The sequence below is a fragment of the Delftia sp. Cs1-4 genome (genome assembly GCF_000214395.1).
GTDB lineage: Bacteria > Pseudomonadota > Gammaproteobacteria > Burkholderiales > Burkholderiaceae_C > Comamonas > Comamonas acidovorans.
Map to the genome: position 1 here is coordinate 2,063,189 of NC_015563.1, position 15,525 is coordinate 2,078,713.

Genomic DNA, 15,525 nt, shown 5'->3' on the forward strand with positions numbered 1-15,525 from the left:
GGGCGAGGCGGCGACAGGGCGACTGCGCGTCCCACGTGTCCCGTGCATCAAGGTGCGGCCTGCACGGCCAGTGTCTGTACGCCTGCCGCATGCAGCATGGCATAGAGCGGGGCGATCTCGCGCCGGGCGCCCCGCTCGGCCGTGTAGGTGAAGACGACGCGCTGCTTGGCCCGCGTGAACGCAACGAAGAAGCCCGCCGTGGCGTCCGCGCTGTCGTACTTGAAACTCCACCATGCCGAGTCGTCCAGCCCGAGGAAGATCACCGTGTGGTATTCCAGTCCCTTGCTCTTGTGCAAGGTCATGAGCGCAAGCGCATGGGTGCCTTCATAGTCGTCGAGCGCGGCGGGCCAGCGCGTCTTGCCGACGGAACTGGACCACAGATGCTGCGCGACACTGCTCTCCACCTGCTGCAACCAGTCGCCATGCGCGTAGGGATCATGGGCGGCGACGAGACGTTCGCGTCCCAGGAAGGCGACGATCTCCTGGACGATGGGACGAGCGGCTTCAAGCGTCTGCGGCGGGAGAGGGAAGCGCTCGAGGAACTGCTGCGCGAAGGCATCCAGCGCTCTCGCCTGCCGCCGCCGTGCGCGCTCGTCCGCATGCTCGACGCCATGCAGCTCGCTCAGCAGGTGCAGCGATTCACTCCAGGCCCGTCCTGCGCTGGCCGCCGTTGCGAAGCGCAGCAACAGGACCACCGCGTCCGAAAGCGGTTCGGTCAGCAGCTCCTGCAGCATCTGCGCCCCGACTTGCGCCGCCTCATTGCGCAAGGGGATGCCAGCGGCCTGGAAGGCAGGAGCCAGAACTCCCGCATAGTCGTCCGCCTTCTGGCGCACAAGCAGCACAAAATCGGTGGGCTTGAGCCCATGCTCCCGCATTTGCGCAGCGATGAACCGCGCCAGGTGCTGCGCCTCTTCGTTCGCGCCGCGAAAGTCCCAGATCGCGCAGCAGGCATCCGGAATGCTCGAAGCGGTCCTCGATTGGGGTTCCACGGCTTCGGCGTCGAGCGACCGAGCCAGCACGTGCTGCATCCGCACGAGCTCGGGCGAGGAGCGGTAATTGCTGCGCAGCGGGATACGCTCAGCGCCGTAGGCTTCCTCGAACGCGGTGAACGGATCATCCATGGCCAGTGCGAAGCGCATGATCTGCTGCTTGTTGTCGCCGACGGCCGTCATTACGGTGCGGGTCCCGTGGAAGATGGTTTGCACCAGGTCGAATTGCGCCTGCGTGGTGTCCTGGAACTCGTCCATGAACACGTGCGAATAGGTCAGGGCCAGTGCATTGCGCGCGGCCGCGTTCACCCGTACCAGCAGCTCGGCAAGCCTGCTGAGCATCGGAAACGTGAGATAGCTGCGCGCGGCGCCGCGCAGCTGCTCGTCCCAGAAGCGTTGGCCGGCCCAGCGCCCGGCCGTATTCGTGGGCCATCCGGCTTCCGGTATTGGTTCCGCAAGCACGTGACGTCGCTCGAAGTCCTTGACGGACAAGGCCCGGACCGCCGCCTGGGATTCCGGCTTGGTCAGCGAGCTGCTCGCGCGATCGAGAAAATCCTCCCAATGCGCGCGTTTGGGAAAAAGGATTCCGTAGTCGGGCGTGGGCCGCCAGCGCTCCGGCAGGGCCTGGCCGAAGCGGTCGACCAGGCTCTTGGCGAAGGCATCGAAGGTCAACGAATCGAAGCGCGCTGCATGTTCCGGATGGCACCGTTGGCGCACGCGCCGTGCCAGGTTTCTGGCGGCATCGCGCTTGAAGCTGATGGCCAGAATGCGCTGCGGTGCCGGCGAGGCGCCGGTCTGCAGCAGGAAGGCCGCCCGCTGCGCCAGCAGTTCGGTCTTGCCGGCGCCAGGGCCGGCCAGGACCGAATGGTTCCTTGCGGAGCGCACGACCGTCAGGGCGTTGTGCTCCAGGCCGTCGAGACCGACGGGCCGCCAGTCCTCGGAGCGGATACGGCGCGCAGGCAAGGGCATGCTCAGAGCCCCGAGAGCTGCAAGGTGATGTGGTTCAGAACCCGCCGCAAGGTGTCCGGCATCCCCGCCTTGAGCGCCTCGGCATCGATGTGCGTCAGCGCGCGAAGGTGCGTGGCGGGCTTGCTATGGGTCAGGAAGTGGTAGCGGTAGGCGGCCATGTGCACGCGCAACGCTTCCGCGGTGCCGATGTAGCTCGCCAGCCCCGGGCCGGCCGTGCCGAGGACGACCTCGGCGGCGGCCTCGTTGGTCATGCGCGGCCCGGTGCCCTCGATGGTTGCTGCGTAGGCCGCGGGGAAGGCAGACAGCATCGCAAGGTCGAGGTCCAGAGGCCATGAGAAGAATACGGAGGAAGACCGCTCGAGGTAAGCCAGCCAGCCCTGAAGATTCGTCAGGTCGGGAACCCAGCCGTGCATGGCTTCCAGTTCCGCCTCGTCCAAGACCGAGCCGCTTCCCGTCGTGAGGATGCTCTCGCGGGGCACGCCGAGCGCAACGAGTTGCTGCAAAGCGTACTTGACCCGGCCGAAAGCTCCGCCTTCCCGGCCGAGATCGAGGTCCAGGAGCGTGGCGTACGGAATGCCCAGCCCCTTGAGCAGGCGCCAGAAGTGCTGCACATGGCGTCCGCCGAGCGGCACGATGGCCACGAACGAGGGGTCGACCGTGAGATCCAATGCCTCGGCCAGACGGGGCAGCACGATGCGCTCCGAGTCGCCTTCGACCAGCAACGCGAACCGGGCGAAATAGAGTTCCGGGAACGCCAGCATGGCGTTGCGCACGAACTTGACCGCTTCGACCTCTCCCGTCGGCAGCGGGATCGGTGACACCGAGGATGTGCCGGTTGCGTTGTCGCGGCGGCAGTAGCGGACGTCGTCGGGCACGACGCGCGCCAACACGGAGGGCGAATGGCTGGACACGACGGCCTGGCCGGCGCCCGTGTCCACGAGGGTGCGCAGTTGCTGGACGATGCGCGAGAGGTAGTAGGGTGCGAGGTGGTTCTCGGGCTCCTCGACGGCGAAGAGCGTGAGGGCGGGAATGCTCAACTCCTCGGCCCTGAAACCTTCGATGGTCCCCGCGACGGCCGCGCGTTCGACATCGAACACCGCGGCCGCCAGCGCGAAGTAGAAAAGCGACTGCTGGCCATCGCTCAGCGCCTCGAGCCCGCGATCCTTGCCGGCGGGCCCGCGCCTGAACAGCACGCCGATGCGGGCAACGACCTCCTCGAAGCGCCGGCTCATCAGGCTGAGCTCGGGGTCGCAATCGATGTCACCATCGTGGAGTGTTCCCCAGCGCTTCGAAAGAGATTCGCTGATGGCCTTGATCGCCTTCTCGCTGCCGAATGCCGTGGTCAGTTGCTCGGTCGCGGCATCCACCACGCGTTGCGTGTCAGGCGACCACTCGATCGCCCGAAGCAGGCGGGCCGCGAGTGCGCCCGTGCTGGCTCGTATCTGGGTGGCGGCGTCCCGGCTGGCCGGGGTGTAAAGGAGCTGGATCAGTCCCCGATCGCCGGGGGCCACCGGCGCCGCCTGATCGTCGCGCACAGCTTCGTCGGCGGTGGAGATCCAGCACAGGTCCTGACTAACGGTGCCCTCGGCCGTGCCATCGTCGTCCCAGCGCGCCCTCAGCCGAAGGCGGCAGATCGGCGTGCCGCCGGGCCGTTCGATGCGCATGTGGCGAAAGACCGGCGCGACTGTGGCGGCTGTCGCCGAGCCGTCCGCCAACTCCGGCAGGCTCAGCCGGACGTCGATCGTGAGGGCCCGGGATTTCGGCTGTTCGCCCTCGGCCAATGGGATGTGAAAGTCGGAGGGGACGATGGTGCGCTGCGCGCGGGTGACACCGAACAGACGCATCAAGGCATGCAGCAGTGCCGTCTTCCCGGACGCATTCGGACCGACGATGGCGGTGAGGCCTTGGCTCAGATGTATCAGCGTCGGATGAGGGCCGAAGCACCGAAACCCGCTGATGACGATGCTCTCGACATGCATGGAACTGTCTCTGTGGATGACGCGCGTCCGCAAGATACGCGCGGATACAAAGACGACATCATGTCACGCGATCAGGTGCCTCGGGCTTGGGCAAAGCCCTGGCTTTTCCCTGGCTTGATTTGAATCTCGGTAGCCCGACGCTGGCCTCGTGACGGCCCGCTTTCAGGCCGCGAGCATGCACGTGTCAGCCCGGGCCTTTGCCTCGCAGTTGGCAATGAACTCAGCCCAGCGCTCAAGCGCGACGCGGCGCTCGGGAATCTCTTCGCGCACGTCATAGATCCCTTCCACGCCCTTGAGCACATGGTTCAAGGCCACCTCGGAAATCTCCCGGGAGATGCCCATGTTGCGCATGTGGCCCTTGGCCGTACTCCGCGTGTCGTGAGGAGTGAACCGGCGGATCTCGATGTCTCCCCGCTCGAAGGCACGGGTGATCGCCGCCCACAGGGTCGTGCCTCCCACGTGGATGTCGCCGCCGAACCGGCGCCGGCGGCGCTCGACGCGGCAGGGCAGCACCCAGTCGGAGTTGCCAGCCAACTCCTTCAGTTCGCTGAACCAGCCGATCACTGTGGGCGTCAGCGGGACGAGGAAGCCTGTGCGAGTCTTGACCACGGTGTCGGGCACCCACCAGGTTCCCCTTTCCAGATCGACGTGTTCCCAACGGGCCTTGGAGAGCTCGGTGGACCGCACGCAGGTGGCCAGGAGGATCCGGAAGGCGAGGGCGTTCTCCACCCCGATGTCTTCGATGTCCTTGAGCAGGATCCGCAGTTCCTCCTCCAGCAGCATGACACGCTTGCGCACCGGAGGGCGCGGGCCCATCAAGGCGGTGAGGTCGATGCCGGCGGCAGGGTTGGAGTGGATCAGCTTCTTGCCGCAGGCGTGCGCGAAGAGCTGCTTGCAGGAAGTGAGGAGCCGCTTGGACACGGTCCAGGTCCGCTCTGCGGACTCGACGACATGGACGATGTGCGCCGGGGCCACCTTGTCGACCCGCATGGAGCCGAGCTTGGGCAGGATCACGTTCTCCAGGTCCCACTTACGGTAGTAGATGGTGCCTTCGGCCAAGTCGGCGGGCCTGAGCTTCTTCTCCTTGAAGTCGGCGATCAGGGCGCGAACCGTCCAGGACATCTTGGACTCCATCTTCACGACCTTCTTGCTGGCCGCCGGGTCCTCGCCGCGGTCGATGGCGGCGCGCTGCTCGCGCGCCAGCTGGCGCGCCTTCGCCAGCGAGATGTCGGGATAGTTGCCGATCGTCAGTTCGCGGCGCCTGCTTCCGGGAACGCTGTACCTGAGAACCCAGGTGGCGGTGCCGGCGGCGGACAACGTGAAGGTCAGGCCGTCGCCGTCGGACTTGGCGACCGCCGCGCCCTGTTTGATCCAGTGCTTGATCTGGATGTCGTCGAGTAGGTGGATTTGCTTGCCCATGTCGCTCACTCCCGCCGGGCACAGCTTCTGCCGCACCGGCTCATGTGGAGTGAAACTGTACGCTTTTGATGGACTGGTAGCTAGACCTAGAGAAGGGTTCTAGCTACCAGACGAGCTACCGGAAACCGGCGCGCTTCAGTGAGCTTGTCTGAGACGGGGTGATTTGATAACCTATTGATGGCAAAGGGGTTTTAATACTTTGCCGGGACGCGTCTGGAGGCGCTGAGACCACTATTGACATTCCAAGTGGCGATTTTCATTTGAAGAATGGTCCTTTGATTTGATTGTCGCATCACGGGTGGCAAGGCTACGATCCCGATGCTGATCTGCCTGGAGGAGCTTTTGGGAGGGCACATCAGAACCGTCACACTCCATCGACAAGACTATTCAAGATGATGAACTGGCTCTCACAAGCCGCGCCCTGGCTGGCGCTGCTGGGCGCGATTCCCTTGCTGTATGCGCTCTCGCTGCTGCTGGCCACTTTGAACTGCATGCGCCTGCGCCTGCGTGCTGCGCCTATGGCCGTGGTGGAGCGCCAGGCGCTGGAGCCCGAATCACGGGCGGTGCTGGATGCCATGCGGCCGGAGTTGCAAGCCTTGGGCTTCACCTGGTGTGCCAGCCTGCAGGGCACGCATCCGCAGGCCATGGATCCCGACCTGCCTCTGGAGGTGGACTTGTTCGTCCATGCCGACGGGCGGGCCTGGGCGATGGTCCAGGCCGAACAGGCGGGAAGCGCCAGGCATGGCCGCACCGTGGGCTCCGTGACCTGGCTCACATTCTTTGCCGACGGGCGCAATTGGATGGGCTTCAATGGCCTACCTCAGACAAGCCTGCCTGCGCCGCCCGGCTGGACCTACCTGGACGATGCCCAGCCCGATACCGCATCGGCCTGGGCCGCCTACGCCGAGCGCCTGTCCGGCGACCGGGCTCCCGTGGTCCAGGGCCTTGACCAGGCGGTACAGCGCCTGGATGAGTGGGGCCGGAGCCAGGTCCCTGCACTGGTGGCCCAGGGCCGTGCGCTGCCTGCCGGGCCAGGGTTCTGGCGGCTCAGCTGGCGCGAGTCGCTGCGGTTGGCCTGGCGCGCCTTGCGCCAGGTGCGCAAGGAAGACAGGCCGGTGCCCGCCAGCCCATCTGCCGACGCATGCCTTCATGGGCCGCAGGTCCGGCAAGTGTCCGAGGCGCTGCGCTTTCGCTACCAGAAGGCCGTGCAGCGCGGGCTGGGCATGGCGCACAACCGCCACCGCAGTTTCTGGATCACGGCGGCGCTGTTCCTGGCAGCAGGCGCCGTGCTGTTTTCATGGGACATGGCGTGGATGCTTCTGGTGGTGATCGCCGTGCATGAAGGAGGGCATTGGCTGGCCATGCGCTGGGCGGGCTACCAGCGTCAATCCGTCTTCTTCATTCCTGGCCTGGGCGGCATGGCCACCGGAGAAAAGGCGGACGCCACGCCGCTGCAAAAAGTGGGCGTCTATCTGGCCGGTCCCATGCCTGGGCTGTTGCTGGCTGTGGGAGCGCTGGCTGCCGTAGGCTGGGGCCTGCTCCCGCAGCCACCCGCCTGGACCATGCAATTGCTGCTGCTGACCCTGGTCGTCAACGCCTTCAACCTGTTGCCCCTCACGCCTTTGGATGGCGGCCGCGTGGTGGAGAGCCTGCTGTTCGCTCGCCTGCCCGCAATGCGGCTGGTGTTTGCACTGGCGGGCATGGCCGCGCTGGGTGGGCTGGCCTGGTTCAGCCGGGACCCCCTGATCTCCATCCTCACCGGCGTGCTGCTGATGGGGCTGCCGTGGCAATGGCGGGTGATGCAACTGGAGCGGGCCGTGCATCGCACCCTGCACACGCTTCCTCAACAGGAGGCATGCCAGGCCCCGGTCAGTGAGGCCGATGCCGTACACCGCGCATTCGGCGTGCTGCAGCAACCCGCTTTTGCGCGCTGGCCTTTTGTCCGGCGCGCGGCCGTTGCAGGCGCGCTGCTGCCTGCCTTGCAATCGCGTGCGCCCGGTTGGGCCGAAGGCGCAGCGGGCCTGGCAATCTACCTGGCCTGCCTGCTGCTGCCGGTGGCCATGGTCATGGGCATTCATCAAGCTGCGCCGCAGGGGCGGCAGGTTCTTGCTGCGCTGTGGGATGTGGAGCTGTCTGCCCGCCGTGATTACGTACCGGAGCAGCACCTGGCCGAGATCGAGGCTCGCCTGGCCCAGGCCAATCAACTGCCCCCGTCTGCCCAAGAGCAACGGGTGGAGATCTACCTGGAGGCTGCCCGGGAACTGCAACTCATGGACGACCATCCTCCGGCCGAGGCGCGCGCCAAAGCACTTTACCAATCGGCCTGGGCGATGACGCAGTCCCGGGCACAGAGTGATCTGCAGCGTGCCCATGCATTGAAAGGCATGGCCGACACGGCGGATACCGCCGAGCAGGCAACGAATTTGCGCCAGCAACTGGTGGCCGACCTGCAGGACGTGCAAGGCCCTGCACGCCGGGTGCTGGCCAGCGTGCAGGAAGTTCTTGCGTTCTGGGGACCGCCTGATCAGACCGTGGCGCAAAGGCTTGATCGGATGGTGCAGGCCGTGGAGATCCGCCGCGCCGACGCCGATGCGCCGGACGATTTCCTGCTGCTGCACGCGCGCATCAAGCTCGCCCGGTTGCTGGATGCCAGCGGCCACCCCGAAGCGGCGCAAGCCCAATTGCAGGCCAATGTGATCGCGCTCCAGGCCGCGCTTCAGGCAGCGCCGCAAGCTGCGCATGCCGTGACTGCGGATTCGGCTCAGCGCCGTGAATGGAAAATCTTCTCATTGATGCAGGCCGAAACCCTGCATGCCCGGTTCATGGCCGAGCACGGCCAGACTGGCGCTGCCGTGGCACTGGCCCGCCAAAGCGTGGAGCGCACCCCGCCGAAGAAGGCCGGCCACTACGCCTCCCAGGACAGCTGGATCGCCTGGCTCTGGATTGCCATAGGCATGGGTGATGCCGCTGAAGTGCGCCAGGCCCTGGCGCAACAGCTGCCTGCACCCCGTGCATATGCCGAAATCGGAATCGCCCAGGCCCGGCTAGCCGCCGCGCAACTGCTGAACGACGATGCCCTGCGCCTGCAGGCACTGGCCGCGTTGCAACCGCTGTCCCAGGCGCGCCACGTTGCGCTTTGCAGGAGCCCGCGCGTGGCGCGCGACCTTCATAGCGACTGGCAAAACCTGGAGCGCAGGCTCCAGCACGAGTCTGCGCAGGCCGCAGGACTGTGCCCCCGATAGGTATCGTCGGGGAGGGCGCGCGCATGCCGGCAGCGCAGGGCCAGCTATCCGCAGGCCCTGATGAAACCCCACCGAAAGAGAGAGCGCCGGGCCCTGCCCGCAGCATACGCAAATGCTTGATCTACTCGTCATTCACGCCACGCTGCGGCAGCGCGGCTGTCAGCCCTGGCTTCGGCCAGCGTATCGGCATGCGGGGCCGTTGACGTGATGGGGCCTGCCTCGCCACGACCTTCATGGCACCGGGCAGACCTTGAATCAGATTGATCTGATTTCATCTCGGATGAAAGATGTCTACGATTGAAAATTTTCCAAGGAAATGCGGCCTTGGAATTTTTTCATTATCCGAAGGTATTCAAAATGCATATATTCATAGGCGTTTTTTGCAGAATAAACAAGGCTGTCATGATATTTATTTTGGCAATGATGGCCACCTCCGCATGGTCCGCATGCGCAATTGAAAATACAACTGATGGGTCAGGCTATTACAAGTATGTGTTCAGTAATTTCAATCCTCCAGAATTCAATTCCAATGTGGCCAAGAATACGGTGATTTACTCAAAAAACGCTGTAGCGGTAATAAGTAATGGGCTTGGCGCTAGATTGATGAATTGTGTTCCATCGGTCACGGGCTATATTTTAGGTAAATCTACACCAGTCAATAATATATATCCGACGACAGTCGAGGGTATTGGCATGAGGGTTTCGACTAGATATGGTGCTGCGCCTGTAAGTGGTTTGGGGTATTCCAATCACAACGGATCTTTTGCATATCCACTTATCGATGTCACAGTTGAGTTGATCAAGACCGCAGATGGCGATATCACTGCAGGTGGCGTGCTGGACAGCGATTTCCTGTACGAACGCGCGAATGATGCATTTGGCCAGCTTCTCGCTCAATACAACTTTTCCTCGCCCGTCGTCCTCCGGCCCAAGGTGCCCACCTGTACCCCACAGGCGCCGGAGCCCGTGCGCATGGCCCAGACTGTCACTCAAAAACTCACCTCAATCGGCTCAACCGGTGCTCCCCGCTCCTTCCTCATCTCGTTGTTGTGCAAGGGCGGCATCCCAGGTTCGTTGACCAACGCCTATGTCACGCTGACGGACGTGGAAAATCCTGCAAATATCGGGAATGTTTTGACCCTGTCCAAAACCTCGGTGGCAAAAGGTGTGGGTGTGCAGATCCGCAAGGATGACCAGATACTGGGCTTTGGCCCGGACTCCAATGCCGCCGGCAACAGGAATCAATGGTTTGCAGGGTCTGTTGCCTACGGGCAGGAGCGGTTGGATATCCCGCTGACGGCGCGCTATGTCAAGACCGAAGAGAACGTGACCATAGGCAGTGCCAATGCGGCGGCGACCTTCACCATCAGCTACCAGTAGTTCCCCCTGATCCCTTGCGCTTTCGGTCTGACCGCTGGCAGGCCATTCAGCGTGGTCAGGCAAGACTGCGGGTGCGTGGCCATGCCCGCAGAATACGCAGATGCTTGATCTACTCGTCATTCACGCCACGCTGCCCGACGGCCGCCAGGACATGTCCATCGCCGTGCAGGGCGGGCGCATCGTCGAGGTCGCGGCGGGCCTTTCAGCGCCTGCCCACCAGGTGGTCGATGCACAGCACCAGCTGGTCTCGCCGCCCTTCGTCGATCCGCATTTCCACATGGATGCCACGCTGAGCCACGGTCTGCCGCGCGTCAACCGCAGCGGCACGCTGCTGGAGGGCATTGCGCTGTGGGGCGAGCTCAAGCCGCTGCTCACGGCCGAGGCGCTGATCTCGCGCGCGCTGGAGTATTGCGACTGGGCGGCGGCCAAGGGGCTGCAGGCCATCCGCAGCCATGTGGATACCAGCGATGCCCGCCTGCTGGCCGTCGATGCGTTGCTGGAGGTCAAGCGCCAGGTGGCTCCCTATATCGACCTGCAACTGGTGGCGTTTCCGCAGGACGGCGTGCTGCGCTCGCCCGGCGGCGTCGCCAACCTGCGGCGGGCGCTGGACAAGGGCGTGGACGTGGTGGGCGGCATTCCCCACTTCGAGCGCACCATGGCCGAGGGTGCCGACAGCGTCAGGCTGCTGTGCGAGCTGGCGGCCGAGCGCGGCCTGCTGGTGGACATGCACTGCGACGAGTCCGACGACCCGCTGTCGCGCCACATCGAAACCCTGGCCTTCGAGGCGCAGCGCCTGGGACTGCAGGGCCGCGTGACGGGCTCGCACTGCACCTCCATGCACAGCATGGACAACTACTACGTGAGCAAGCTGCTGCCGCTGATCGCCGAAAGCGGCGTGGCCGTGATTGCCAATCCGCTGATCAACATCACGCTGCAGGGCCGCCAGGACAGCTATCCCAAGCGCCGCGGCATGACGCGCGTGCCCGAGCTGCTGGCCGCAGGCGTCAACGTGGCCTTCGGCCATGACTGCGTGATGGACCCCTGGTACGGTATGGGCTCGGGCGACATGCTGGAGGTCGCCCACATGGGTCTGCATGTGGCGCAGATGACCAGCCAGGACGGCATGCGCGACTGCTTCGACGCCGTGACCACGCGCGCGGCGCGTGTGATGCACCTGGACGGCTATGGCATCGAGGCAGGCTGCGATGCCAGCTTCGTGCTGCTGCAGGCGCGCGATGCGGCCGAGGCGATACGGCTGCGCGCCACGCGCCTGAAGGTGTTCCGCAAGGGCCGGTTGCTGGCCGAGGCGCCTGCTGCAACGGCTGCGCTGCATCTGCCGGGCCGCCCGGCAAGAATCGACTGGCGGCGCTGAACCGGCGCTGAACTGCCGCTGCGCTGGCGCCGGCCTCAGGCGCCGGCCAGGCTGGCCTCGCGCACGATGGTCTGCAGGGCCACCAGGTCCCTGACCACCAGGCCCTGGGCTTCCACGCGAATGCAGTTGTCGCGCTCCATGCGCTTGAGTTCCTGGTTCACGCGCTGGCGCGAGGCGCCCAGCAACTGGGCCAGCTCCTCCTGCACCAGTTGCAGGCCTATGCGCAGCTCGCGCGGGTCGTCCAGCACCTGTGTGCCGTAGCTGCGCGACAGGTGCAGCAACTGCTTGGCCAGGCGTGCGCGCAGGGGCAGGGTGTTGAGGTCTTCCACCAGCCCGTAGGTCTGGCGTATGCGGTGGGCCTGCAGGCGCAGCAGGGCGTCGTAGAACTCCACATGCGTTGCCAGGATGGCGTGAAAGCTCTCCTTGTCCACGCACAGCAGCGTGGTGTCGCCATGGGCATAGGCATCGCGCGTGCGGGGCTCGTCAAGAAAGGTGGACATGGCACCGAACCAGGCACCCGGCTCCACATAGGCCAGCGTGGTCTGCCGACCCGACAGGCTGGTCGAGCTCATGCGCACGGCGCCCTGCGCACAGGCATACCACCTGTGCGGCACATCGCCGCGTGCATAGATCAGTGCCCCGTCCTTGAGCCGCCGGACCGTGGTCTGACGCAGGATGTCATGGCGCAGCGAGGGCGAAAGGCTGCAGAACCACTGGCCGGAATTGATGGCCTCGCGCTCGGCGGGGGTGAGCATGGGCTCGTGGGTACTCGTTTGCAAACCGCTTGTCTCCAATCGGCCGCAATTTTAGGGCGTGCGGGCCTGCGGATAGGCGTGCAATTGCTCGCGCAGCAACTGCACGAAGCAGTCAGCCCTTTCGGTGGGCGCGTATTGGGGCGGCAGGGCCAGCACCACCTCCACCGCGCAGGCTGGAAGCAGTGGCAGCACACGCAGGTCGCGCGCGAACACCGAGGCCACGTAGGGGTTGACCACGCCCAGCCCCAGCCCCTGTGCAGCCAGGGTGCAGATGGTGGAGGAGTAGGTGGTCTCCATGGTGGAGCCGGCTTCTATGCCCTGCTCCTGCATGGTGCTGCGCAGTTGCAGGTAGATGTCGTCATCGGCGTTGAGGGTCAGCAGCAACTGGCCCTGCAGATCGCGCACATGCAGCCGCGTGCGCATGGCCAGCGCATGGTCCGGGTGCATGACGCAGACGGCGCGGCTGCGGTGCAGCACGGTGGCATCCAGCTCGGGCGTGCTCAGCGCCATGGTGCTGACCACCAGGTCGAAGTGGCCATGCAGCAGGCCCTCGCGCAAGGGCGTGGAGCCCAGGGTCTGCAGGCTGATGTGGGTGCCCGGGTAGCGCTGCGCGAAGCTGCGCACCACGGCCGGGATCACGCTCAGGCCCAGGGCCGGCGTGCAGCCTATGCGCAGCGTGCCGGCGCCGGACTGGCGCAGTGCGGCCAGGTCGCGCTCTATGCGCTCGCGCCCCAGGAAATGCTGCTGCACGGTGGCGAACAGTTCCACGGCCTCGGCCGTGGGGCGCAGGCGGCCCTTGTGCATGTCGAACAGCTTGAGCCCTGCGGCCGCCTGCATCTGGGCCAGCAGCCGGCTGACCGAAGGCTGCGTGGTGTGCAGCAGCCGCGCCGCGGCCGTGGTGGTGCCGGTCTGCATGACGGCACGGAAGGCTTCGATCTCTCGGGCGCTCAGGGGTCTGGACATGGCGATTCGGTCCTGCTCGGGGTGGCTGGCAATGTATATCTTTTTTGTATAGAGGCCACGGAAAAATGCATTTTTCCAAAGATGCCCGGATTTCTACACTGGCCCCATTGCATCGTTTGCCCAGGCGCAGCAGCGCCATCGAAAGGATTCCATGATCAAGACAAGCGCAGGCCGCAAAGCCGCCATGCTCGCTGCGGCCATCTCCGCCTCGGTGGCAGGCGCGGCGCCAGTCACCGCCATCGCGCAGGATGGCTTTCCCCAGCCAGGGCGCCAGCTGCGCATCATCGTGCCGTTCACTGCAGGCGGCAGCTCCGACGTGCAGGCACGCATGCTGGCCGACCGCCTGAGCCGGCTCTGGGGCCAGCCGGTGGTGGTGGAAAACAAGCCCGGCGCGGGCGGTCATCTGGGAGGCCGATATGTGGCCGATCAGCCGGCCGACGGCTACACGCTGATGGTGGGCTCCATCGGCCTGCATGCCGCCTATGGCGTGTACGGCAAGCTGGCCTATGACCCGGCAAAGGATCTGCGCGTGGTGACCGTGCTGGCCGAGATGCCGCATGTGGTGGTGGCCACGCCCAGCCTTCCCGCCAGCAACCTGGCCGAGCTGACAGCGCTGGCCAAAAAGGCGCCTGGCACGGTCAACTTCGGCTCGGCCGGCGTGGGCTCGTCCGTGCACATGATGGGCGAGCTGTACAAGCTGCAGGCAGGCGCGCCCATCGTGCACGTGCCTTATCGCGGCAGCTCGGCCGCGCTCAACGACCTGCTGGGCGGCCAGATCCAGCTCATGTTCGAGAACCCGCCCACGGTGCTGTCGCACATACGCGGCGGCAAGCTCAAGGCGTTGGCCGTCACGGGCAGCCAGCGACTGCCGGCCCTGCCGGACGTGCCCACGGCGGCCGAGTCCGGGCTCAAGGACTATGTGGCCACCTCCTGGACCACGGTGGCCGTCTCCTCCAAGGTGCCCGAGGCCATCGTCAAAAAGCTCAATGACGACATCCGAAAGGTCGTGGCCACGCCCGAGTTCCGCAAGGGCCTGCAAGAGCAGGGCATGAGCGCCGTCGCCAACAGCCTGCCTGAGGCGCAATCCTTCGTTGCCCGCGAAAAGCAGCGTTGGGACCGCGTGATCGCCGAAGGCCACATCTCCGCCCAATGAAACGCTCCATGACTTCGAACACCCCCGCATCCTTCGTCCCCTGCCGTCGCCTGGGCGATGGCCGCCAGCACCACTTCTTCGGCTACTACAACAAGTCCAGCTGGGACCGCAGCAATCGCCTGGTGCTGGCGCAGCAAACGCCGTGGCTGGACCAGTACCTCACGCCCCAGGCGCGGGCGTCCATCGGCTACTTCGATACCGAAAACGGCGACCGCTTCCACGCCGTGGGCGAGACCGGCGCCTGGAACTGGCAGATGGGCAGCCAGCTGCAGTGGCTTGACGGGCTGGCGGGCCGCCAACTGATCCACAACGACAGGACGGCAGAATCCGGGGGGCGCTATCCGGGGTTCGGCTCCGTGGTCATCGATGTGGACAGCGGCGAGCGGCGCACCCTGCCCATGCCCGTCTATGTGGTGGCGCCCAGCAGCGCCTGGGCGCTGTGCGTGGACTACCGGCGCCTTTACATCACGCACGAAACCATCGGCTACAGCGAAGAGGGTGCTCCCTTCGCCTTGCCCCTGGCGCCCGAGGACGACGGCATCTGGCGCATGGAGGTCGCGACGGGCGAGGCAAGGCTGCTGGCCAGCTATGCGCGGCTCAAGGCCTTTCATCACCGCACATCGATGGACAAGGCCATCCACTGGGTCAGCCATATCGAGGTCAACCCCTCGTCATCGCGCATCCTGTTCCTGCACCGCTGGACCGAACGCGTCAAGGACGAAACCTGCTTTCTGCACCGCCTGATCACCATGGCGCCCGACGGCTCCGACATGCGCCTGCTCGAATGCTCGGACCATCCGCTGCCCCAGCTGGCCGACGACTTCGACCCGATGGCCGTGGGCACGTTCGACTACGAAAAGTCCGAATACCAGATCTCGCATCCGCTATGGCAGGACGACAGCCACATCATTGTGTGGGGCCCGCATGCCGGGGAGATCCACTATCACCTCTATGACGATGTGGAGGGCGGTGACGTGCAAGTGGTGGGCGCAGGCGTGCTGGTGGAGAACGGCCACATGAGCTTCTCGCCCGTGGACACGCGCTGGCTGCTCAGCGATACCTACCCCGACGACCGCACGCACGAGCGCTTCCTGTTCCTGTACGACATGCACACGGGCGAGCGCCACGACCTGGGCAGCTTCTACGCCTCGCCCGATCTCAGCAAGGAAAACCGCTGCGACCTGCACCCGCGCTGGAGCCGTGACGGGCGCCAGGTCTGCATCGACTCCGTGCACGAGCACCAGCGGCAGATGTATGTGCTGGATGTGTCGGGGATCGTGGAGGCTTGACTCGGGTAGTCGGGG

Annotated in this window: 10 protein-coding genes; 5 read left to right on the top strand and 5 right to left on the bottom strand. The window is 65.4% G+C overall.

The features are described from left to right. Positions 1-47: 47 nt before the first annotated feature. The 3 genes from DELCS14_RS09215 to DELCS14_RS09225 all read right to left on the bottom strand — a co-directional run bounded on the left by DELCS14_RS09215 (position 48) and on the right by DELCS14_RS09225 (position 5,356). Complete coding sequence (locus tag DELCS14_RS09215; protein WP_013801394.1) at positions 48-1,958, bottom strand: ATP-dependent helicase; 1,911 nt, start codon at positions 1,956-1,958, stop codon at positions 48-50. A gap of 2 nt (positions 1,959-1,960) precedes the next feature. Further along, positions 1,961-3,937, bottom strand: coding sequence for an AAA family ATPase (locus DELCS14_RS09220; protein ID WP_013801395.1), 1,977 nt, complete (start codon positions 3,935-3,937; stop codon positions 1,961-1,963). Positions 3,938-4,099: 162 nt separating this feature from the next. Then, positions 4,100-5,356: a site-specific integrase gene (locus tag DELCS14_RS09225; protein ID WP_013801396.1), complete on the bottom strand. Its 1,257-nt coding sequence runs from the start codon at positions 5,354-5,356 to the stop codon at positions 4,100-4,102. Between the two features lie 392 nt (positions 5,357-5,748). Between DELCS14_RS09225 and DELCS14_RS09230 the strand changes: the two genes are divergently transcribed. From DELCS14_RS09230 to DELCS14_RS09240, 3 genes are all read left to right on the top strand, one after another. Then, on the top strand, positions 5,749-8,598 hold the full coding sequence (locus tag DELCS14_RS09230; protein WP_228676866.1) for a site-2 protease family protein: 2,850 nt from the start codon (positions 5,749-5,751) through the stop codon (positions 8,596-8,598). Between the two features lie 297 nt (positions 8,599-8,895). Further along, positions 8,896-9,978, top strand: a complete 1,083-nt coding sequence (locus DELCS14_RS30430) for a fimbrial protein (RefSeq protein ID WP_157158256.1) — start codon at positions 8,896-8,898, stop codon at positions 9,976-9,978. 100 nt (positions 9,979-10,078) lie between these two features. Further along, positions 10,079-11,350, top strand: a complete 1,272-nt coding sequence (locus tag DELCS14_RS09240) for an amidohydrolase family protein (protein ID WP_012206794.1) — start codon at positions 10,079-10,081, stop codon at positions 11,348-11,350. Between the two features lie 35 nt (positions 11,351-11,385). Here DELCS14_RS09240 and DELCS14_RS09245 read toward each other — a convergent pair whose 3' ends face one another. Both DELCS14_RS09245 and DELCS14_RS09250 read right to left on the bottom strand, forming a co-directional pair. Next, positions 11,386-12,105, bottom strand: a complete 720-nt coding sequence (locus tag DELCS14_RS09245) for a Crp/Fnr family transcriptional regulator (protein WP_013801399.1) — start codon at positions 12,103-12,105, stop codon at positions 11,386-11,388. Between the two features lie 51 nt (positions 12,106-12,156). Beyond that, entirely contained in the window at positions 12,157-13,068 is a 912-nt protein-coding gene (locus tag DELCS14_RS09250; protein ID WP_013801400.1) for a LysR family transcriptional regulator, read from the bottom strand. A 151-nt stretch (positions 13,069-13,219) separates the two neighbouring features. Between DELCS14_RS09250 and DELCS14_RS09255 the strand changes: the two genes are divergently transcribed. After that, positions 13,220-14,221 (top strand): tripartite tricarboxylate transporter substrate binding protein, encoded by a 1,002-nt coding sequence (locus tag DELCS14_RS09255; protein WP_013801401.1) that lies wholly within the window; start codon positions 13,220-13,222, stop codon positions 14,219-14,221. Continuing rightward, positions 14,218-15,510, top strand: coding sequence for a hypothetical protein (locus DELCS14_RS09260; protein ID WP_013801402.1), 1,293 nt, complete (start codon positions 14,218-14,220; stop codon positions 15,508-15,510). The genes DELCS14_RS09255 and DELCS14_RS09260 overlap by 4 nt, the downstream gene beginning before the upstream one ends. The last annotated feature ends 15 nt before the right edge of the window (positions 15,511-15,525 follow it).

Excerpts from the sequence above, each read along its gene's own strand:
- DELCS14_RS09225 (WP_013801396.1), bottom strand. The coding sequence starts at position 5,356 with ATGGGCAAGCAAATCCACCTACTCGACGACATCCAGATCAAGCACTGG.
- DELCS14_RS09230 (WP_228676866.1), top strand. The coding sequence starts at position 5,749 with ATGATGAACTGGCTCTCACAAGCCGCGCCCTGGCTGGCGCTGCTGGGC.
- DELCS14_RS09240 (WP_012206794.1), top strand. The coding sequence starts at position 10,079 with ATGCTTGATCTACTCGTCATTCACGCCACGCTGCCCGACGGCCGCCAG.
- DELCS14_RS09250 (WP_013801400.1), bottom strand. The coding sequence starts at position 13,068 with ATGTCCAGACCCCTGAGCGCCCGAGAGATCGAAGCCTTCCGTGCCGTC.
- DELCS14_RS09220 (WP_013801395.1), bottom strand. The coding sequence starts at position 3,937 with ATGCATGTCGAGAGCATCGTCATCAGCGGGTTTCGGTGCTTCGGCCCT.
- DELCS14_RS09260 (WP_013801402.1), top strand. The coding sequence starts at position 14,218 with ATGAAACGCTCCATGACTTCGAACACCCCCGCATCCTTCGTCCCCTGC.
- DELCS14_RS09215 (WP_013801394.1), bottom strand. The coding sequence starts at position 1,958 with ATGCCCTTGCCTGCGCGCCGTATCCGCTCCGAGGACTGGCGGCCCGTC.
- DELCS14_RS09245 (WP_013801399.1), bottom strand. The coding sequence starts at position 12,105 with ATGCTCACCCCCGCCGAGCGCGAGGCCATCAATTCCGGCCAGTGGTTC.
- DELCS14_RS09255 (WP_013801401.1), top strand. The coding sequence starts at position 13,220 with ATGATCAAGACAAGCGCAGGCCGCAAAGCCGCCATGCTCGCTGCGGCC.